The sequence below is a fragment of the Bradyrhizobium liaoningense genome (assembly GCF_018130955.1).
Taxonomy (GTDB): Bacteria; Pseudomonadota; Alphaproteobacteria; order Rhizobiales; family Xanthobacteraceae; genus Bradyrhizobium; species Bradyrhizobium liaoningense_C.
Window position 1 is genome coordinate 12,028 of sequence record NZ_JAFCJM010000031.1, and the last position, 20,140, is coordinate 32,167.

Below are 20,140 nucleotides of genomic sequence, written 5' to 3' on the forward strand. Positions count from 1 at the left end.
GGCCCTTTTCGCCCCGGTTTTCCTTGACTTGGAGCGGTGAGCCGCTATAAGTCCGGCCGATCCGGCGCGGGGCGTTCTCGCGCCGCTTGCTTTTGCGTGGGTTTTCAATGGGATAAATCCCGCCCGCGCAAGGATCGTAAACCCATAGCGACTGACAAAAAGCCGACCCGGACGTAACTGTCCGCAAGGTCGGGATTGAACACGAAGGAAAAAAACGATGTTCGCAGTCATCAAAACCGGCGGCAAGCAATACCGCGTCGCCCCGGATGATGTTCTCGAAGTAGGCAAGATCGCCGGCGAAGTCGGCACGATCGTGCAGTTGAATGAAGTTCTGGTGGTCGGCGGCGACACGCCGGTCCTGGGCGTTCCGACGGTCGCGGGTGCGTCCGTTGCGGTCGAGGTGCTCGACCACAAGCGCGGACCGAAGGTCATCGCGTTCAAGAAGCGCCGCCGCAAGAACTCGCGCCGCAAGCGCGGTTATCGCGACGAGATCACGGTTCTGCGCGTCACCGAGATCCTGACGGACAACGCCAAGCCCACCAAGGGCCCGCGTCCGAAGAAGGAGAAGGTGGCCAAGGAAGCTTCGAAGGAAGCCGCTGAATAACGCGATTTGATCACGCCAATTCACGAATTGATGCGTGAGAAATTGTGAAATGATTCCGTCAAGGAATTGATCTAGAGATACGCAGGATTTCGGAGACGAGCCATGGCTCACAAAAAAGCAGGCGGTTCATCGCGCAACGGTCGCGATTCAAAGGGCAAGCGCCTTGGCATCAAGGTGTTCGGCGGGGAGCGCGTGATTCCCGGCAACATCATTGCACGTCAGCGCGGCACCACCTGGCATCCCGGCCTTAATGTCGGCATGGGCACCGATCACACTCTGTTCGCCAAGATCGAGGGTCGCGTCGCGTTCCAGGCCAAAGCCAACGGTCGCACATTTGTATCGGTACTTCCGATGGCAGAGGCGGCTGAATAGACGGTGGATCAAATTTGGAGTCCGCCGGGTCCTGACCAAACCGGCGGAGTCCTCAAGATCAAAAGATCGAAGGCTCCAGGGGAGGCGGGAAACCGGCCTCCCCTTTTCGTTTTGACTTATGGAAGTTGACGGAGCCGGACATGTTGCAGGACTTTTCGAGCACGACCTTGCGCGAGGCGAGACCGAGCGTCGTCGCCACCGAGCGGCTGACGCTGCGCCGCCCGACACTTGCCGACGTGAAGGCCATCGCGCGCCTCGCCAACGACCTGCGCGTCGCCGAGAACACCCGTCGCCTGCCGCATCCCTACCTCCAGGACCATGCGGTGGAGTTCATCCGTGCCACGGCCGAGCTCGGCAGCGAGAGCGTGTTTCTGATCGCGCATGACGAGACGCCGGTCGGCATGGTCGGCATCGATCGCTCGAGGCCCGACAATGCCGAGCTCGGCTACTGGCTCGGCGTCGAGCATTGGGGCCGTGGCTACGCCACCGAAGCCGCACGCGGCGCGATCGATTTCTTCTTCGAGGAGTTTTTCGAGGATCACCTCTACGCCGGCGCGCGCGTCACCAACCCGGCCTCGCGCAACGTGCTGGAGAAGTGCGGCTTCCAGTGGAGCGGCGTCGAGCTGCACCGCTTCGAGGCGCTGGGATCGTCAACCCCGGTCGACAGCTTTCGCCTGACGCGCGGCGTCTGGTCCTCGCTGAAGAGCTGGAGCAGCGCGCGACGGGTGAGGTAGGCGCCGGCGTCTTGACCCTCCCCTGGAGGGGGAGGGTCGATCGCGCGAAGCGCGAGCGGGGTGGGGTGACAGTCTCTCCCCATCCGACGCTACCCGTGTTGAGAGATCACCCCACCCCGTCTCACATTTCGCTGCGCTCAATGTGAGCCGACCCTCCCCCTCCAGGGCCCTCCAGGGGAGGGTAAGAAACTACACCGGCGGGCTGACCTGCGTATCCTCCTGGCGGCCGAGATCGCGCTCGCGCAGATAGATGTAGAGGCCGGCGCCGATGATGATGGCGGCGCCGATGATGGTCGCCATCGACGGCACGTCGCCGAACACGACGAAGCCAAAGATCACCGCCCACACGATCATGGAGTATTGATAGGGCACGACCACGCTCGCCGGCGCGAGCTTGAGCGAGCGGTTGACGCAGAACAGCGCCGCGACCGAGGTGAGTCCCGCGAGCGCAAAGAGCACGAGGCTGCCCGAGGTCGGCGGCACCCAGTGGAATACCGAGAGCCCGAGGCCGAGCAGAAACGTGCCGACGAACTGCGATGACGCCATCACGATGTCGGGCGTCTGGCGCAGGGAGCGCGTGATCAGCATCAGCACCGCGAAGGAGAGACTGCCGCCGAGCGCGATCAGCGCCGGCAGGCTGACGGTCTGCGCGGATGGGCGCAGTGCGATCAGCACGCCGCAAAACCCGATCAGGATCGCGGTCCAGCGCCGCCAGCCGACATGCTCCCCAAGCAGGAGCGCCGACAATGCGGTGACGAAGATGGGCCCCGCGAGATAGTAGGTGATGACGTCGGCGAGCGGCAGGTAAACGGTCGCGAGGAAGAAGGCCGCGACCTCCAGCGTCGACAGCGTCACGCGCAGAAGCTGGAGCCAGGGCCGCTCGAGCCGGGTGAATTCGCGGCGCTGCCGCCAGATGATCGGCGACAGCAGGAGCAGCGCCGCGCAGGCGCGCAGGAACAACAGCTGCCCCACCGAATAGGTCGCCACCATGAACTTGCCCATGGCGTCGCCGAACGAGAACATGAAGATCGACAGCAGCATCAGGGCGATGCCGGCCAACCGTGCGGAGCGTTCGTCGTAGGCTGAGAGTTTCTTGAAGAGAGGCATTGGCGCTGTTTTAGCGGCATCGAGGCTCACGACAAGCCCATGCATCACGAATTGATCGGATTGTCGCACTCGTCGCAGCGCGGTACCGATAGGCTCCTCCATCGAGAGATGAAAAGCCATGACCGAGTTCGACCCGACCCAGCACCGCATGGTCCCCCGGCAACGCTGGTTCGAGGATTTCGTCCTCGGTGAGCGCTTTGTGCTGCCGAGCCGGACCCAGACCTCGGCAGTGTTCGCCGCGTTCCAGACCGCGAGCGGCGACACCCATCCGGTGCACTATGACGTGGAATATTGCCGCGCCCGCGGCATGCCGCATCTGCTCGCCCACGGTTTTCAGACTCTGATTCACACCGCGCCCGGCGCGGGGTTGTTCCCCTTCATGGTCGAGGACTCGCTGGTCGGCTTCCTCGAACAATCGAGCCGGTTCCTCAAACCGGTGTTCGCCGACGACACGATCTATCCAGCGCTCGAGGTGACCGAGCTGGTGCCCGGCCGCACCACCGGCGCGGTGACGCTGAGGAGCACCGTGTTCAACCAGCGCAAGGAGCTGGTGCTGGAGGGGATGCAGAAGTTCTTGATCCGGCGGCGGCCGGCCTGATCTGAGGTTAAGCAAGGCCCGAAAATCGCTGATTTTCGCCATATCCACGGACAAGTTCGGGTTGCCGCGCGCCCCTCCCTGCCCTACCTATGGCCCATGAAATTCCTCGACGAAGCAAAGGTCTATATCCGCTCCGGTGACGGCGGGAACGGCTGCGTGGCATTCCGGCGCGAAAAGTTCATCGAATTCGGCGGCCCCTCCGGCGGCAATGGCGGCCGCGGCGGCAATGTCGTCATCGAGGTCGCCGACGGGCTGAACACGCTGATCGACTACCGCTACCAGCAGCACTTCAAGGCCCAGAAGGGCGAGAACGGCATGGGTTCGGACCGCCACGGCGCCAACGGCAAGGCGATCGTGCTGAAGGTGCCCATGGGCACGCAGATTTTTGACGAAGACCGCGAAACGCTGATCCACGACTTCACGAAAGTCGGCGAAAAGTTTGTGCTCGCCGAGGGCGGCAATGGCGGTTTTGGCAACGCGCACTTCAAGTCCTCGACCAACCGCGCGCCGCGCAACGCCAATCCCGGCCAGCCAGGCGAGGAGCGCTGGATCTGGCTGCGGCTGAAGCTGATCGCGGACGCCGGCCTCGTCGGCCTGCCCAATGCCGGCAAATCAACCTTCCTCAGCAAGGTCAGCGCGGCCAAGCCGAAAATCGCCGACTATCCCTTCACCACGCTGCATCCGCAGCTCGGCGTCGTGAACGCCGACGGCCGCGAATTCGTGCTCGCCGATATTCCCGGACTGATCGAAGGCGCACATGAAGGTGCGGGCCTCGGCGACCGCTTTCTCGGTCATGTCGAGCGCTGCCGCGTGCTGCTGCATCTCGTGGACGCCACCTGCGAGCATGCCGGAAAGGCCTACAAGACGGTGCGCAAGGAGCTCGATGCCTATGGCGGGCAGCTCACCGACAAGATCGAGATCGTCGCGCTGAACAAGATCGACGCGGTCGAGCCGGACGAGTTGAAGAAGCAGAAGGATCGCCTGAAGCGCGCCGCCAAGAAGACGCCGCTGCTGATGTCAGGCATTACCGGCCAGGGCGTCAAGGAAGCACTGCGCGCGCTCGCCGACATCATCGGTGAGAGCCCGGTGTCCGCCAAGGCCAAGAGCGCGGCGGAAGCGGAGCCCTGGGCGACCTGACCGCCGCCCGCTTGTCTTCGCCCGCGCGATAGCGCAGCATCGCACCATCAAGAAGACGCAGGGGCGAGGCATGGCGCGCGCGAAAAACGTTCTCTGGATCATGTGCGACCAGCTTCGCTATGATTATCTCGGCTGCACCGGCCATCCCACGCTGAAGACGCCGAACATCGACGCCATGGCCAAGCGTGGCGTGCTCTTCACCAATGCTTATGTACAGTCGCCGATCTGCGGACCATCGCGGATGTCGTTCTACACCGGGCGTTACATGCGCTCGCACGGCTCGCACTGGAACGGCTGGCCGCTGCGCGTCGGCGAGCCGACGCTCGGCGATCACCTGAAGAAGATCGGCGTGCGCAACGTGCTGGTCGGCAAGACCCACATGGCGCCCGACCTCGAAGGCATGAAGGCGCTCGGAATTCCGCCGGAATCGATCATTGGCGTCCACGTCGCCGAATGCGGTTTTGAGCCCTATGAGCGCGACGACGGTCTGCATCCGACGGGACGCGCGCGCCCGAAATACGACGAGTATCTGCGCCGCCAGGGATTCGATGCGCCGAACCCCTGGGAGCATTGGGCCAATTCCGGCGCCGATGATGACGGAAGCTTGCAGAACGGCTGGCTGCTCGTTCACGCCGACAAGACCGCGCGCGTGCCGGAAGAGCATTCCGAGACGCCCTACATGACGCGCCGCGCGATGGATTTCATCACCGAGGCCGAGATCGATGGCCGGCCGTGGTGCCTGCATCTCTCCTACATCAAGCCGCACTGGCCCTATATCGCGCCAAAACCCTATGACAGCATGTACACGACGGCGGACATGCTGCCGGCGATCCGCTCCGAGCGGGAACAGCAGAATCCGCATCCCGTGTTCGGCGCCTACATGGACATGCGCTACTCCCGCAACATGGCGCGCGACGATGCCCGCGACAAGGTGATCCCTACCTATATGGGCCTGATCACGCAGATCGACGACCAGATGGGCGTGCTGATGAAGTTTCTGGAGGAGCGCGGCCTCCTGGAATCCACCATGATCGTGTTCACCTCCGATCACGGCGATTATCTCGGCGATCACTGGATGGGTGAGAAGGACCTGTTCCACGAACAGTCGGCCAAGATCCCGCTGATCGTGATCGATCCCTCGCCCGAAGCTAACCCGACGCGCGGCACCAGGAGCGATGCGCTGGTCGAAGGCATCGATCTCGCGCCGACCTTCGTCGATTATTTCGGCGGCAAGGTCCCCGCGCACATCCTCGAAGGACGTTCGCTGCTGCCGCTGCTGCGCGGGCCGACACCTGCGGACTGGCGCAAGGTCGTATTCTCCGAATACGACTACGCCATGCAGGACGTCCGGCTGAAGCTGAATCAGCCGATCGAACGCTGCCGTCTGTTCATGGTGTATGACGGCCGCTGGAAATACATCCACGCCTCCGGCTTCCGCCCGATGCTGTACGATTTGCAAACCGATCCGGAGGAATACGTCGATCGCGGCGACGACCCGGATTGCGCCGACGTGATCGCGCGGCTGCAGGCCGCCCTGTTCGATTGGGCGCTGCATCCGAGCGGCCACATCACCACGCCAAACGAGAAAATCGCGGCCTATGCCGACAACCAGCTCCAGGTGAAGGGCGGCATTTTGATCGGCATCTGGGACGAAGCCGAACTCGCCTCGATCCGCGACGGCATCGCGCAACGCGCGAAGCTCTAGGCTAACCGACCGAGCTCTCTCGGCTCGTCATGCCCGGGCTTGACCCGGGCATCCACGTCTTGCGTCATTCGCGGCTGCACGTGGATGGCCGGGTCATAGGCGAGCGGAAGCGACGCCGTCCTTCGGACGGCTATGCCCGGCCATGACGACCGCGTGTCTGGTGCCGCCGGAGTCTAATTCTCGATCTTGTACCCCGTCGCCTTCACGATCGGCTGCCAGAGAGCGATGTCGGCAGCGAGCTGCTTGGACAGACCTTCCGCCGTGCTGCCGACCGGGATCAATCCGATCGCCGTCAGCTTCTCCTGCACCTCGGGTTTTGCCATCGTCGCAACCGCGGCCGCGCTGAGTTTTGCGGCAAAGTCCGGGGGGCTGCCGGCGGGAAGCCACATGCCGTACCAGCCGTCGGCAACGAGATCGATGCCACTCTCCTTGAAGGTCGACACCTCAGGCACGAAGGGCGAGCGCTCTGCGCTCGAGACCGCGAGAATCCTCACGCCCTTGGCGCGGTGCTGCGGGACGGCGTCGGCCAGCGTGGTGATGCCGAACGGAATATGACCACCGATGAGATCGGTGATGATCGGCGCGGTGCCGCGATACGGCACGCGCGTCATGGGAATTCCGAGATCCTTCTCCAGCTTGGAACCGGTGAAATGCGGAATGGTGCCGTTGCTGGGAACGCCGAACGACGTCTTGTCCGGATGCGCCTTCAGCCAGGCGACGAAACCCTTGAAGTCCGTCACCCCGATCGACGGGCTGACCACGAGCGCGAATTCGAAGCGCGCCAGCAGCGACACGGGCATGAAGTCCTTTGCCGTATCAAAACTCGGCGTGGTCTCCACCATCGGCAGCAGGTACATGGTAGGACCGGTCGTCACCAGAATGGTGGCACCGTCAGGGTTGGCGCCCTTCACGGCCTTGATGCCAATCAGGCCGTCGCCGCCGGTGCGGTTCTCCACGATCACGGTGCGCTCGAGCTGTGACGCCAGATGCGGCGCCACCAGCCGACATAACGTGTCGCCGCCGGCACCCGCCGAGAACGGGAAGATGATCTTGGTCAGCGGACCGGATTGGGCTTGCGCGCCGCCGGCCTGTGTCAGCCATGGTAGCGAGAGGCCTCCGGCGATGAAGCTGCGGCGGTCCATGTGCATCCTCCCCCGTTATTGATTAACCGAGGCATAGACTCGCCCGGCAGCCGCCGACAAGAGCGCCGTTCGGCCTATTATCGGCTCTTTTTACCGGCTCCGCTGCCTTGCGCCAGCCACCGTCCTGCTGCAAAAGCACACATCGGCGCCGCCTCTGTCGCTCCGCCGTTCCCAACGCAGAGCTATTCGACGACCGCCATGGCCAGCCCCGAACTCAGTCAATTCCGCCGCATCGTCGTCAAGGTCGGCTCGGCGCTGCTTGTCGATTCCAACGCCGGCGAGGTGCGCGCGTCCTGGCTCGCGGCGCTCGCCGCCGATCTCGCAAAACTGCATCGCGAGGGGCGCGACGTGCTGATCGTGTCGTCAGGCTCGATCGCGCTCGGCCGCAGCCGGCTCAAGCTGCCGCGCGGACCGCTGAAGCTGGAAGAGAGCCAGGCCGCGGCCGCCGTCGGCCAGATCGCACTGGCGCGGATCTGGTCCGAGGTGTTGGGCGACCACGGTATCGGCGCCGGCCAGATTCTGGTGACGCTGCAGGACACCGAGGAGCGCCGCCGCTATCTCAATGCACGCTCCACCATCGGCAAGCTTCTGGAATGGCGCGCGATCCCCGTGATCAACGAGAACGACACGGTCGCCACCAACGAAATCCGCTACGGTGACAATGACCGCCTCGCCGCGCGCGTCGCGACCATGGCGAGCGCTGACCTGCTCGTGCTGCTATCCGACATCGACGGCCTCTACGACGCGCCGCCAAAAAACAATCCGAACGCAAAGCTGATCCCGGTCGTCGACAGCATCTCCTCCGACATCGAGGCGGTGGCAGGCGACGCCGAATCCGAACTGTCGCGCGGCGGCATGCGCACCAAGGTCGAGGCGGCGAAGATCGCGACGACGGGCGGCACGCATATGCTGATCGCCTCGGGCAAGATCGAGCATCCCTTGCAGGCGATCGCTGATGGCGGCCGCTGCACCTGGTTCCTGACGCCCGCCAATCCCGTGACCTCGCGAAAACGCTGGATCGCGGGCTCGCTGGAGCCGAAGGGCACTCTGACGATCGATGCCGGCGCAGTCAGGGCCTTGCGCGCGGGCGCGAGCCTGCTGCCGGCGGGCGTGATCAAGGTCGAAGGCCAGTTCGCCCGCGGCGACGCTGTGATCGTGCGCGGGCCTGACACGCGTGAGATCGGCCGTGGCCTGATCGCCTATGACGCCGAGGATGCCGAGCGCATCAAGGGCCGCTCCTCGCCCGACGTCATGGTCATTTTGGGCATCAGCGGGAGGTCCGAGATGATCCATCGCGACGATCTGGTGGTGGGCGGGTAGCCGTATCCGAGTCATTCCGGGATGGTCCGAAGGACCAGGCCCGGAATCTCGAGATTCCGTGTTCGATGCTTCGCATCGCCCCGGAATGACGCCGAGGGCTAGGCCATTGGCCCAGCCATCAGTCGATCCCTGGAGCCCAGCCATACCCGTCCCGCCCTTCGCAAATGCGGGATTTCCGTGCTAGGACACCGCCTTAGCAGAAGGTTCAACCACCATGGCCGCCCCCCTCAAAGCCCTCGACGGCACCGCCGATCTCCAGGCGCTGATGTCCGATCTCGCCGCCCAAGCCCGCACTGCTGCGCGCGTGCTGGCGCTGGCGCCGGCCGAGCAGAAGAACCGGGCTCTGGAGGCGATGGAGCGGGCCATTCGTGCCAATGCGGCGGCCATTCTCGCGGCCAATGCCGAGGACGTGGCCGAGGCTCGCGCCAGCGGTGATGCTACAGGCGCCTTCATCGATCGCCTCGCACTGACTCCGGCGCGCGTCGAGGCCATGGCCGAGGGCATCGCCATCGTGCGCGGCATTGCCGATCCGATCGGCACCGTGACCGAGAGCTGGCAACGGCCGAACGGCATGACCATCGAGCGCGTCCGCGTGCCGCTCGGCGTCGTCGGCGTCATTTTTGAAAGCCGGCCCAATGTCGCGGCCGATGCCGGCGTGCTCTGCCTGAAGGCCGGCAACGCCGTGATCCTGCGCGGCGGCTCCGACAGTTTCCGCTCCTGCCGTGCGATCCATGATTGCCTGGCGCAAGGTCTACGCGAAGCGGGCCTGCCCGAGGCCGCGATCACGCTGGTGCCGACGCGCGACCGCGCGGCGGTCGGCTTGATGCTCTCAGGATTGAACGGCGCGATCGACGTGATCGTGCCGCGCGGGGGCAAGAGCCTCGTCGCGCGCGTCGAGGCCGAGGCACGCGTGCCTGTGTTCGCGCATCTCGAAGGCGTCAACCACGTCTATGTCGATGCAAGCGCCGATCTCGACATGGCAAAATCGATCGTGCTCAACGCAAAAATGCGGCGCACCGGCGTCTGCGGCGCCGCCGAGACGCTGCTGGTCGATCGCGCAGCTAGCGCGACTAAGCTGAAGCCGCTGGTCGCAATGCTGATCGACGCCGGCTGCGAAGTGCGCGGCGACGAGGCTGTGCAGCATGCCGATGCGCGCGTGAAGGCCGCGTCCGAAGACGATTGGGACGCCGAATATCTCGACGCGATCATCGCGGCCAAGGTCGTTGATGGCGTAGGCGGCGCGATCGCGCATATTCAGAACCATGGCTCACACCACACCGACGCGATCGTGAGCCAGGACGAAGCCGCCGCGCAAAAATTCCTGAGCGAGGTCGATTCCGCGATCGTGCTGCACAACGCCTCGACCCAGTTCGCCGATGGCGGCGAGTTCGGTTTCGGCGCCGAGATCGGCATTGCCACCGGAAAATTTCACGCGCGCGGCCCGGTCGGTGCCGAGCAGTTGACGAGCTTCAAGTACCGCGTCCACGGCACCGGACAGACGCGACCGTAACGTCGCGAGGCGCGCGCATTGAGCAACACATTCCTCGTGCCGCCCTTCGTGGCGCAAGCGCTTCCGCCCTCTACGAACGGCATGCGCATCGGGCTGCTCGGCGGCTCATTCAATCCGCCGCACCTCGCGCACCGCGCGATCAGTCAGTTCGCGCTCACGCGCCTCAAGCTCGATCGCGTGTGGTGGCTGGTGACTCCAGGCAATCCGCTCAAGGAGAACGGCGCGCTCCATGCGCTTGGCAAGCGCATGAAGGCCGCGCGCGAGGTCGCCGACGATCCGCGCATCGCAGTGAGCTGTCTCGAATCCGTCATCCGCACGCGCTACACTATCGACACGGTCAACTTCTTGCGCCGCCGCGCAAGCGGCTTGCGCTTTGTCTGGATCATGGGCGCCGACAACCTCGCGCAATTCCATCGCTGGCAGGACTGGCAGCGCATCGCGGCCCAGATGCCGATGGCGGTCGTCGATCGCCCCCCACAAAGTTTTCGCGCCCTCGCCTCGCCGGCGGCCCGCGCGCTCGCGCGCTACCGCCTGCCCGAGAATGAGGCCGGCCTGCTTGCGGACCGGCGGGCGCCCGCCTGGGTCTTCCTCACCGGACTGAAGCTCAACCTGTCGTCAACGACCTTGCGGAACCCGGACGGAAGCTGGAAGGCACCCAAGTAAGGGCAAATCGCGAGGGGGAGGAGCACTGGCGTATTGAAACCCTTAACCCCACATGATGTAGTGTAACGGCGAACCCCGGATTCGGAGTTCGCGATACAGGAAAGGAATGGTCCCTGGCCCCGTCTGTATTGTCCAAGTCTGTTTTACCCAAGGTCAAAACCGCGCGTAAAACATCGACCCAAGCTGCGGCCTTGAAGGCGCAACCCGACGCCGACAAGACGCTGAATCTGATCCTCTCGCGCCTCGACGATATGAAGGCGGAAGAAACGGTCACCATCGACCTTCGCGGCAAATCGGCGTACTCCGACTACATGATCGTCACCACGGGCCGGGTGAACCGGCACGTCGGCGCGATCGCGGAAAACGTCACGAAGGGCCTCAAGGAAAACGGCATCAAGAACATCCATGTCGAGGGCTTGCCCAATTGCGACTGGGTGCTGATCGATTCCGGTGATGTGATCGTGCACGTGTTCAGACCCGAGGTCCGCGAGTTCTACAATCTCGAGAGGTTGTACACTCAGGGCCCCGGCGCGGCGAAGGCGATCTAGAGGGTCGAAGCCGATTTCGAATCGGCTGACGCGCATGCTAGCGTCGTGCGCGCGCACAATGCGCGCGGTCTTGAAAACGCGACCCTAGAGACATGACCCTAGAGCCATCATGCGTGTTGCCGTCATTGCAGTTGGCCGGCTGAAGCAGGGGCCGGAACGGGAGCTTGCCGACCGGTATTTCGAGCGGTTCGACGAGATCGGCCGCAAGCTCGGATTCCGCGAACTCAGCGTCCACGAAGTCCCCGAAAGCCGCGCGCGCGACGCCGCGACACGCATGGCTGAGGAGGCCGCCGCGATCGGCGCGCATGTTCCTGACAAATCGGTCATCGTGGCGCTGGACGAACGCGGCCAAAATATCGATTCGACCGTATTCGCACGGAATCTCGGACGCTGGCGCGACGAGGGGACCGCACATACAATATTCGTCATTGGCGGCGCGGACGGACTTTCGCCCGAATTGCGGCGTAAGGCCAAGCTTGCAATGGCGTTCGGCTCGGCGACCTGGCCGCATCAAATGGTCCGCGTCATGCTTCTGGAACAGCTTTATCGGGCCGCAACCATCTTGGCCGGCCATCCCTATCACCGCGCGTGACGCGCGCCACAACGAGCACCTTTGCGTAAAGCGATGCGAGCGCCGATTCTCAACCTGCTGCTGATCGCAAGCCTCGCAGGCGCAAACGTCTCCGGCGCAGGCCTCGCGCAAGCTCAGACCGCAACGCCGACGCCGCAGACCGCCGCCATCTCGCCCGAGGCGATCAAGCAGCGCGAGCAGGAGCTCGAGACGGCGCGCGCGAAGCAGAAGAGTGCCGAAGAGGCGCAGGCCAAGCTGAAGTCCGAGATCGCAACGCTCGGCCAGGACCGCACCCAGCTCAATCAGCAATTGATCGACACCGCCGCCAACGTGCGGACCGTCGAGACCAAGATCAGCGACGCCGAGGCGCGCCTGACCGCGCTCAACGGCCGCGAGCAGGAGATGCGCACTTCGCTCAATTCGCGCCGCGCCGACATCGTCGAAGTGCTGGCCGCGCTGCAGCGCGCCGGCCGGCGCACGCCGCCCGCGCTCCTGGTGCGGCCCGAGGACGCGCTGCAATCGCTGCGCACGGCGATGCTGCTCGGCGCGGTGGTGCCGGAATTGCGCGGCCGCGCCGAGCGGCTCGCCGGCGAGCTCGGCGAACTGGTGACGCTGCGCAAGAACATCGCCGCCGAGCGCGATCAGCTCGCCGTCGACCGCGACAAGGTTCGCAACGACCAGACCCGGCTCGCAGCCCTCGTCGACGAGCGGCAGCGGCAGCAATCGGCGCGCGAAAAGGATCTGGACGCCGAGAGCTCGCGCGCCATCGCGCTGTCCAGGCAGGTCGGCGACCTCCAGGGCCTGATCGCCAAGATGGAGCAGGACCTCAAGAGCGCCGCCAAGGCCGCGGAGGCAGCGAAGGAGGCCGCAAATCGCGCGGCGGCAACCGCCGGTGGCAAGCCGACCGCGGCCGCGTTCAAGGACCGTTCCCGGACCAGCCCGGCGATCGCCTTCGCCTCGGCCAAGGGCCTGCTGCCTCTGCCCGTCAACGGTAACAAAATCAGGGATTTTGGCGGTTCCGACGGCTCGGGCGGGGTGCAAAAAGGCATTTCTTTGGCAACGCGGCCCGGCTCCCAGGTCACAACGCCGTGTGACGGCTGGGTGGTCTATTCAGGCCCCTTCCGCAGCTATGGACAACTCTTGATCCTTAACGCCGGGGGCGGGTATCATGTCCTGATCGCCGGGATGGAGCGCATTTCGGTAAACATCGGACAGTTTGTGCTCACGGGGGAGCCGGTCGCGGTGATGGGGTCGACATCGCAAGTCGCCTCCATTCTCGCCACCAACGCGAGTCAACCTGTGCTCTATGTCGAGTTCCGCAAGGACGGCACTCCAATCGATCCAGGCCCATGGTGGGCCGCAAATGAAGGCGAGAAGGTTCGCGGATGATGCGCAAGACTTCAGTTATCCTCCTCAGCGCAGCCACGGGTGCAGCGCTGACGCTGTTCGTGACCCAGCCGCGCGCGGTGTTCATGGGCTCGAGTGCACGGGCCGCCACAGCGGACACCTATCGCCAGCTCAATCTGTTCGGCGACGTCTTCGAACGCGTGCGCTCCGACTATGTCGAGAAGCCCGACGATACCAAGCTGATCGAATCCGCCATCAGCGGCATGCTCACCGGCCTCGATCCGCATTCGAGCTACATGGACGCCAAGAGCTTCCGTGACATGCAGGTGCAGACCCGCGGCGAGTTCGGCGGCCTCGGCATCGAAGTCACGATGGAAGACGGCCTGATCAAGGTGGTCTCGCCGATCGACGACACCCCGGCCTCGCGCGCCGGCATCATGGCCAACGACATCATCACCAATCTCGACGACGAAGCGGTGCAGGGCCTCACCCTGAACCAGGCGGTCGAGAAGATGCGCGGCCCCGTCAACACCAAGATCCGGCTCAAGATCATCCGCAAGGGCCAGGACAATCCGCTCGACATCACGCTGGTGCGCGACAACATCCGCGTCCGCTCGGTGCGTGCGCGCGTCGAGCAGGACGACATCGCCTATATCCGCATCACCACCTTCAACGAGCAGACCACCGAAGGCCTGAAGCGCGAGGTCGCCAACCTCTCGAACCAGATCGGCGACAAGCTGAAGGGCTACATCATCGATCTCCGCAACAATCCGGGCGGCCTCTTGGAGGAAGCGGTCACCGTCTCCGACTCGTTCCTGGAGCGCGGCGAGATCGTGTCGACCCGCGGCCGCAATGCCGAGGAGACGCAGCGCCGCTCCGCCCATGCGGGCGACCTGACCAAGGGCAAGCCGGTCATCGTGCTGGTCAATGGCGGCTCGGCTTCGGCCTCGGAAATCGTCGCCGGCGCGCTGCAGGACCACAAGCGCGCGACCATCGTCGGCACGCGCTCCTTCGGCAAGGGTTCGGTGCAGACCATCATCCCGCTCGGCAGCGGCAACGGCGCGCTGCGGCTCACCACCGCGCGCTACTACACGCCGTCGGGCAAGTCGATCCAGGCCAAGGGCATCGTGCCCGACATCGAAGTGCTGCAGGACGTGCCGGACGAGCTGAAGGCACGCACCGACACCAAGGGCGAGGCTTCGCTGCGCGGCCATCTCAAGAACGACGGCGACGAGAAGACCGGCTCGCAGTCCTACGTCCCGCCGGACGCCAAGGACGACAAGGCGCTCAAGCTCGGTGCCGACCTGCTCCATGGCATCAAGAACAGCGCATCGGCCGCGCCCACGCCCGGCGACAACAAGGCCGCCGCCGACAAGCCCAAGGCAGCGAACTAAGGCGGCGTACGGAACCTCATTCCGACTGATCGCAAAGGGCGGCTCTTCGAGCCGCCCTTTCTGCTTGAAGTACCCACTGCTTCACAGGCCCCGGCCTCTCCCGGCCTGCCGTCGCTTGACCTCGCCGTGGTATCGTCGGCACGAGTGATTCGGGATCGCGCATGACAGAGACGGCCGATGATCTGAGCACCCCGCTCGGACAGGACAAGCCGCGCCGGAAACGGCGGCTGCGGTTGCCGTTCACGGCAATGCAGGCCCTGGCGGTGCTGCTCGGCCTGGTCCTAGTCACCTTTGCCGGCTTTGCCATCTTCAACAAGGACCCGCTCGGCGGCGAGCCGATCACCCGAGTCGCGATTCGCGAATCCAAGCCCGCCGTCGAAGACAAGGCCGCGACGGCGCCCGCGGCCGGCGGGCACGAGACCAAGGCTGCGCCAAAGCAGGCCGCTCATGGCGATCAAAAGACTGGCGAGCAGAAGACCGTCACCATCATCGACGGCTCCAGCGGCAGCCGCCATGACGTCGTGATCGGCGCTGGCGGCGAGACCGGCGACAAGGGCGCCGACCCCGCCACTGCGCCTGCCGTCATGACCGGGGTTGACCAGCGGCTGCTGGAAAAAGGGCGCTACGGCATGATTCCGGTCGCGGCGGCCGACATGAAGCCGTTCACCGTCTATGCCGCCGACGCCGATCGCGCCAAGGCCGCCAGGATGCCCGTGGTCGCGATCATGATCGGCGGCCTCGGCGTCGGCGCGGCCAAGACCACCGACGCGATCATGAAGCTGCCCGGCGCGGTCTCGCTGGCATTCACGCCCTATGGCGCCGATCCGGCAAAGCTCGCCGAACGGGCGCGGGCGCAGCGCCACGAGGTCTTCCTGCAACTCCCGATGGAGCCCTACGACTTTCCGGACAACGACCCGGGGCCGCAGACCCTGCTCACCTCGCTGACCGCGGACCAGAATTTGGACCGGCTGTACTGGCACCTGAGCCGCATGCAGGGCTATGCCGGCATCGCCAACTTCATGGGCGCGCGCTTCATCGCCACCGAAGCCGCGATGGCGCCGATCATCCGCGAGGCCAACAAGCGCGGGCTCGGCCTGTTCGACGACGGCTCCTCGCCCCGCAGCGTCGCAGGCCAGATCGCCTCGAGCCAGGCCATGCCGTTCGGCAAGGGCGACATCGCGATCGACGCGGTGCCGACCGCCAATGAGGTCGACCGCGCCCTCGCCAAGCTCGAATCGATCGCCCGCGAGCGCGGCGTCGCCATCGGAACGGCGTCGGCGCTGCCGGTCTCGATCGACCGGATCGGCGTCTGGATCAAGGGGCTGGAGGGCCGGGGTATCTTGCTGGTGCCATTGACAACGGCGATGCTGAAATCAAAATCCAGCTAAATCAACGAATTGGTGCGGACGGGTCCTGTAGGGCCGAAATGGGCCGACCAGGACAGACGCGAGAGGTTTGGCGGAATGGCGCGTTACGAGGATCTGCCCTACCGGACCTGCGTCGGCGTAATGTTGATCAATAGGGATGGCCTGGTGTTCATCGGCCGCCGTGCCGGCGGCATCGAGCATGTCGACGACAGCCATGTCTGGCAGATGCCGCAGGGCGGCGTCGATCCTGGCGAGGACACCTGGGAAGCCGCCAAGCGCGAGCTCTATGAGGAGACCAGCGTGCGCTCGGTGGAGCGGATCGGCGAGGTGCCGGACTGGCTCACCTACGACATCCCGCGCACGGTCGCGGGCCGCGCCTGGAAGGGCCGCTACCGCGGCCAGCGCCAGAAGTGGTACGCGGTGCGCTTCACCGGCAAGGACAGCGAGATCAACGTCGCCAACCCCGGCGGCGGCGGCCACAAGGCCGAGTTCGTCAATTGGCGCTGGGAGCGGATGAAAAATCTTCCCGGGCTGATCATTCCCTTCAAGCGTCCGGTCTATGAGCGCGTCGTGCAGGAGTTTGCCGCGCTCTCGGATGATTGACCGATCACGGCAGCCACACTGCTTCCAACAACACCCGCCTGTGGCTATGGATTCCGGGCTCGCGCCTCCGCCTTCGCTCTTCGAGCTTCGGCGGACAGGTCGCGCGCCCCCATTGCGCAATCGCGCGATGTGGAGTGACGACGAGAAAGTTACAAGTGACCGATCAAAAGCCCTACCGTCCCAATGTCGGCATCGCGCTGTTCAATGCCGATGGCCGCGTCCTGATCGGCCACCGTTTCAAGGGCGACGGACCCGAGATCATCCTGCCGGGACTGGACTGGCAGATGCCGCAGGGCGGCGTCGACGAGGGCGAGAATTTGCGCGACGCGGCGATGCGCGAGCTGTGGGAGGAGACCAGCGTCAGGAACGCCGACTATCTCGGCGAGACCGACTGGCTCACTTACGATTTTCCGCCCTATGACGGACCGCAGACGCACCGGCTGGCAAAATTTCGCGGTCAGCGGCAAAAATGGTTCGCGCTGCGCTTCACGGGGAATGAGGACGAGATCGATCCGCTGACGCCACGCAACAACCAGCCGGCGGAGTTCGACGCCTGGCGCTGGGAGCGCTTGAGCCGCGTCGCCGACCTCGTGGTGCCGTTCCGCCGCGACGTCTACCGCGCGGTCGCGCTGCACTTTGCGCACCTCGGAAGCTAAACGTCGAAAACAACCCCATGCAAAGTAGCCGGGGTTGGCCGGCGCGATGCGCGGCGCTTGTTGCGAAACCATTGACGGGTCTGGCAAAATCAGCGGCAAGGCGCAATCATCGCGCTTTCGCGTTTTTTCGGATCATGCTCCGAACTATTCGATCACCTCGTCGGCGCGGACGAGAAGTGTCGACGGGACCGTGAGCCCAAGCGCCCTCGCGGTCTGAAGGTTGACGACAAGGTCAAACTTGGTCGGCTGCTCCACCGGCAAATCGGCTGGCTTTGCCCCCCGCAATATCTTGTCGACGTAGTCAGCAGCCCGCCGGAATAAATCCGGATAGTTCGGCCCATAGGACAAAAGACCACCCGCGGCGACATATTCGCGATAGCCGTAGATCGTCGGCAATCGCGCGCTCATCGCCAATGCATTGATACGAACGCGATGCGTCAGCACGAGTGGGCCGGTCGCGACATAGAGCGCGTCCGCCCGGTTGGCCAATCCCTCAATGGCGGGAGCGATATCCTCTGCCTGGCTGATTTCAACCGGAACGACGTCCCAGCCGAGCGTTCGGGCTGTCGCCTGGACCTCGCGTATTTCCAAGATCGCCCCGGGAGCAGTGACATCAACCATGGTCGCAAGGCGACGAAGATGTGGGGCAATCTCTCGCATGAGTTCGAGACGTTTGGCTGCGGTATCGGTCTGTTGGATGGACAGTCCGGTCACATTGCCGCCCGGCCGCGCCAGGCTCGCGACCACGCCGACACCGACGGGATCCATCTGTGCGGCGAAAACAACGGGGACCACTGTGGTAGCCTGCTTTGCCGCAAGAACCGGCGCGGATGCCCATGTCACGATGACATCAACCTTGGCCGCGACAAACTCTTCCGCGATCTGGCTGTATCGTTCAGGGCGTGACTCCGCCCAACGGTATTCGATGATGATACTACGGCCGTCAATCCAGCCCAGCTCCGCCAGTCGCTTCGTGAAGGCCGCAACCCACGAGTTCGCGACCGCAGGCGTGGCCGCTCCCAAGAATCCGATCACAGGCAACTTCTTCGCTTGCTGTGCATGCGAGGTGATCGGCCATGCTGCAATCGCGGCAAATGCAATGGTGAATTCGCGTCGCCGCATTCCCGTGCCCCAAGACCAACCATCGAGTAGCTCAGGATAGCACGCTAGAGCATGGGCCATGAACTCAGCAACCACGAACGGCAGCGGTCGGCTAGCTGACGTTAGTCAAACTCGCATCAATCGGCATTTGATTGCGCGCTCATGAATCGAGGCCCTAGGCTGTGGATTCATAAGTCCGCACCGCAGTCAGGGCACGGACGAGGTCCGCTATACCCCAGATAGCGGCGCAACGGCGGACCGCGCCAGAAGTCCGAAAAGGGCCCAACAACGAACATGAATAAAGAACGGCCCCCGAGATTTCGGGGGCGTTGAACACGAGCAGCGCCTGGCACTGCGTATTGAGCGAGATCGAAATTTTGAAATATTTGATTTAGCTCAATGCGCTTCCCTTGAGGCGGACGTCATTGCTGCGTTCTGAAATGTCACGGACGGGTCCTGAAGAACGACAGGGTGGTCCATGCCCTTCCCTTACACAAGAAATACACCGACATCTTCTTGATGGATGACGTTCCGGAAAAGGAACGGAAAGCCGTCAGAAGGGAGGTCGCCGATAAGATCGGCGCGATCCTCAAACAGGAAATCGTCTTGAAGGAGCCGTCCACAAGGGAGTTGCAGCTGCAGGAGTAGATAATGGCACAAGCAGCCCCAATGCCGATGTGCCCGATGGCAGAAACCTGCCGCAGCATGATGGAAAAGCCGTTTTCGGGCCTGATGATGATATTTTCGGGAATCGCCTTCATCGTTCTGGGCGTAGTGATTGCTGTTTGGCCATCAATCTTACCATGGCTGGTAGCTGCGGCGTTTATCCTGATGGGCGCGGTCATGCTCGTGATGGTCAATTTCATGCGCGGCATCGGCGCTCGACTCAGACGCACTTGAGACAAGCTTGTGAGGGGAACGTGCAGCCCTCAGCAGAAGATCTACTTAAGACCTATCTCGGCGAACGTAGCAGCGAGCGCGTTCTTGCGGGCCGGACAAAGCGTGGAGAAGGTGAAAAGATCCACGCCGTTATCTGGCTGTGCCGCTTACGCGATTCGACCCGGCTTTCTGAATCGATTCCGATGGAAGATTTCTTTCGATCTCTGAACGAATTCTTCGACTGCACGGCCGGAGCCGTGCTGGAGCGTGGCGGGGAAATCCTGAGCTATATAGGCGATGCGGTGCTTGCTATTTTCGCAATCAGCGGAAGCGCCAAACCGCTGCGCGAGGCCTGTTTTCGCGAAGAAGGCGCCTGCTCAGCCGCGTTGGCGGCGGCCCGAGATGCTCGGTCACGAATGGATGCTCTTAATCAACGGCGCGTGTCGAGGGGAGAGCCACCACTAGAGTTCGGCCTCGCACTACATGTTGGCGACGTGATGTATGGAAACCTCGGAGTTCCTCAGCGGGTACAATTCACGGTTATCGGGGCAGCGGCAAACGAGACGGCACGCTTAGCTGGGATGTGCAAAGACCTAAAGCGCTGGGTGCTGATTTCTTCGGCCTTCCCGCGCTGCTTCCCGGGCCAGATGGTATCGCTTGGGCATCATGTCATGCGCGGCATGACAGTACCCGAGGAAATCTTCACCCTGGTTGGCCACAACGACGATTCTACTTTCGAACGTTAGAGCACGGCGGAACAGTCTACGAGGAACAATCAAAAG

General features: G+C 64.0%; 22 protein-coding genes. 19 read left to right on the plus strand and 3 right to left on the minus strand.

What is annotated here, in order from left to right; genetic code table 11:
• Positions 1 to 217 precede the first annotated feature (217 nt).
• From rplU to JQ632_RS23610, 3 genes are all read left to right on the plus strand, one after another.
• Positions 218 to 604 (plus strand): 50S ribosomal protein L21, encoded by a 387-nt coding sequence (rplU, locus tag JQ632_RS23600; protein ID WP_212404980.1) that lies wholly within the window; start codon positions 218 to 220, stop codon positions 602 to 604.
• Between the two features lie 102 nt (positions 605 to 706).
• Positions 707 to 976, plus strand: a complete 270-nt coding sequence (rpmA, locus tag JQ632_RS23605; RefSeq protein WP_212404981.1) for a 50S ribosomal protein L27 — start codon at positions 707 to 709, stop codon at positions 974 to 976.
• 140 nt (positions 977 to 1,116) lie between these two features.
• Positions 1,117 to 1,710, plus strand: coding sequence for a GNAT family N-acetyltransferase (locus tag JQ632_RS23610; RefSeq protein ID WP_212404982.1), 594 nt, complete (start codon positions 1,117 to 1,119; stop codon positions 1,708 to 1,710).
• Positions 1,711 to 1,899: 189 nt separating this feature from the next.
• On the opposite strand, the gene JQ632_RS23615 is transcribed toward JQ632_RS23610, so the two are convergent.
• Positions 1,900 to 2,817: a DMT family transporter gene (locus tag JQ632_RS23615; protein WP_212404983.1), complete on the minus strand. Its 918-nt coding sequence runs from the start codon at positions 2,815 to 2,817 to the stop codon at positions 1,900 to 1,902.
• A 118-nt stretch (positions 2,818 to 2,935) separates the two neighbouring features.
• Here JQ632_RS23615 and JQ632_RS23620 point away from each other — a divergent pair, with 118 nt between their 5' ends.
• The 3 genes from JQ632_RS23620 (at position 2,936) to JQ632_RS23630 (ending at position 6,257) form a co-directional block, all read left to right on the plus strand.
• Entirely contained in the window at positions 2,936 to 3,415 is a 480-nt protein-coding gene (locus JQ632_RS23620; RefSeq protein ID WP_212404984.1) for a MaoC family dehydratase, read from the plus strand.
• A gap of 96 nt (positions 3,416 to 3,511) precedes the next feature.
• Complete coding sequence (gene obgE, locus JQ632_RS23625; protein WP_212404985.1) at positions 3,512 to 4,552, plus strand: GTPase ObgE; 1,041 nt, start codon at positions 3,512 to 3,514, stop codon at positions 4,550 to 4,552.
• 70 nt (positions 4,553 to 4,622) lie between these two features.
• Positions 4,623 to 6,257 (plus strand): alkaline phosphatase family protein, encoded by a 1,635-nt coding sequence (locus JQ632_RS23630; protein ID WP_212404986.1) that lies wholly within the window; start codon positions 4,623 to 4,625, stop codon positions 6,255 to 6,257.
• 173 nt (positions 6,258 to 6,430) lie between these two features.
• On the opposite strand, the gene JQ632_RS23635 is transcribed toward JQ632_RS23630, so the two are convergent.
• On the minus strand, positions 6,431 to 7,399 hold the full coding sequence (locus tag JQ632_RS23635; RefSeq protein ID WP_212404987.1) for a Bug family tripartite tricarboxylate transporter substrate binding protein: 969 nt from the start codon (positions 7,397 to 7,399) through the stop codon (positions 6,431 to 6,433).
• A gap of 198 nt (positions 7,400 to 7,597) precedes the next feature.
• Between JQ632_RS23635 and proB the strand changes: the two genes are divergently transcribed.
• From proB to JQ632_RS23685, 10 genes are all read left to right on the plus strand, one after another.
• Positions 7,598 to 8,719 (plus strand): glutamate 5-kinase, encoded by a 1,122-nt coding sequence (proB, locus tag JQ632_RS23640; RefSeq protein ID WP_212404988.1) that lies wholly within the window; start codon positions 7,598 to 7,600, stop codon positions 8,717 to 8,719.
• Between the two features lie 214 nt (positions 8,720 to 8,933).
• On the plus strand, positions 8,934 to 10,229 hold the full coding sequence (locus JQ632_RS23645; RefSeq protein WP_212404989.1) for a glutamate-5-semialdehyde dehydrogenase: 1,296 nt from the start codon (positions 8,934 to 8,936) through the stop codon (positions 10,227 to 10,229).
• Between the two features lie 18 nt (positions 10,230 to 10,247).
• Positions 10,248 to 10,892: a nicotinate-nucleotide adenylyltransferase gene (locus tag JQ632_RS23650; protein ID WP_212404990.1), complete on the plus strand. Its 645-nt coding sequence runs from the start codon at positions 10,248 to 10,250 to the stop codon at positions 10,890 to 10,892.
• Positions 10,893 to 11,083: 191 nt separating this feature from the next.
• The gene (gene rsfS / locus JQ632_RS23655; protein WP_212404991.1) at positions 11,084 to 11,440 is read left to right on the plus strand and encodes a ribosome silencing factor; all 357 of its coding nucleotides are present in this window, start codon (positions 11,084 to 11,086) and stop codon (positions 11,438 to 11,440) included.
• Between the two features lie 109 nt (positions 11,441 to 11,549).
• Positions 11,550 to 12,032: a 23S rRNA (pseudouridine(1915)-N(3))-methyltransferase RlmH gene (gene rlmH, locus JQ632_RS23660; RefSeq protein ID WP_212404992.1), complete on the plus strand. Its 483-nt coding sequence runs from the start codon at positions 11,550 to 11,552 to the stop codon at positions 12,030 to 12,032.
• A 33-nt stretch (positions 12,033 to 12,065) separates the two neighbouring features.
• The gene (locus JQ632_RS23665) at positions 12,066 to 13,400 is read left to right on the plus strand and encodes a murein hydrolase activator EnvC (RefSeq protein ID WP_212404993.1); all 1,335 of its coding nucleotides are present in this window, start codon (positions 12,066 to 12,068) and stop codon (positions 13,398 to 13,400) included.
• On the plus strand, positions 13,397 to 14,752 hold the full coding sequence (locus JQ632_RS23670; protein WP_212404994.1) for a S41 family peptidase: 1,356 nt from the start codon (positions 13,397 to 13,399) through the stop codon (positions 14,750 to 14,752). The genes JQ632_RS23665 and JQ632_RS23670 overlap by 4 nt, the downstream gene beginning before the upstream one ends.
• A 161-nt stretch (positions 14,753 to 14,913) precedes the next feature.
• Positions 14,914 to 16,140: a divergent polysaccharide deacetylase family protein gene (locus JQ632_RS23675; RefSeq protein ID WP_212404995.1), complete on the plus strand. Its 1,227-nt coding sequence runs from the start codon at positions 14,914 to 14,916 to the stop codon at positions 16,138 to 16,140.
• A 75-nt stretch (positions 16,141 to 16,215) separates the two neighbouring features.
• Positions 16,216 to 16,722, plus strand: coding sequence for an RNA pyrophosphohydrolase (locus JQ632_RS23680; protein WP_212404996.1), 507 nt, complete (start codon positions 16,216 to 16,218; stop codon positions 16,720 to 16,722).
• A 155-nt stretch (positions 16,723 to 16,877) separates the two neighbouring features.
• Positions 16,878 to 17,378, plus strand: a complete 501-nt coding sequence (locus JQ632_RS23685; protein ID WP_212404997.1) for an RNA pyrophosphohydrolase — start codon at positions 16,878 to 16,880, stop codon at positions 17,376 to 17,378.
• Positions 17,379 to 17,522: 144 nt separating this feature from the next.
• On the opposite strand, the gene JQ632_RS23690 is transcribed toward JQ632_RS23685, so the two are convergent.
• A complete protein-coding gene (locus JQ632_RS23690; protein WP_212404998.1) occupies positions 17,523 to 18,500 on the minus strand; it encodes an ABC transporter substrate-binding protein in 978 nt (325 codons plus the stop codon).
• A gap of 450 nt (positions 18,501 to 18,950) precedes the next feature.
• Here JQ632_RS23690 and JQ632_RS40325 point away from each other — a divergent pair, with 450 nt between their 5' ends.
• The 3 genes from JQ632_RS40325 to JQ632_RS23705 are packed head-to-tail and all read left to right on the plus strand — an operon-like array spanning position 18,951 to position 20,104.
• A complete protein-coding gene (locus JQ632_RS40325) occupies positions 18,951 to 19,127 on the plus strand; it encodes a hypothetical protein (RefSeq protein WP_212404999.1) in 177 nt (58 codons plus the stop codon).
• 3 nt (positions 19,128 to 19,130) lie between these two features.
• Entirely contained in the window at positions 19,131 to 19,379 is a 249-nt protein-coding gene (locus JQ632_RS23700; protein WP_212405000.1) for a hypothetical protein, read from the plus strand.
• Positions 19,380 to 19,399: 20 nt separating this feature from the next.
• Positions 19,400 to 20,104 carry an adenylate/guanylate cyclase domain-containing protein gene (locus JQ632_RS23705; protein ID WP_212405001.1) on the plus strand — a complete coding sequence of 235 codons (705 nt, stop codon included), beginning with the start codon at positions 19,400 to 19,402 and terminating at the stop codon, positions 20,102 to 20,104.
• Positions 20,105 to 20,140: the final 36 nt, after the last annotated feature.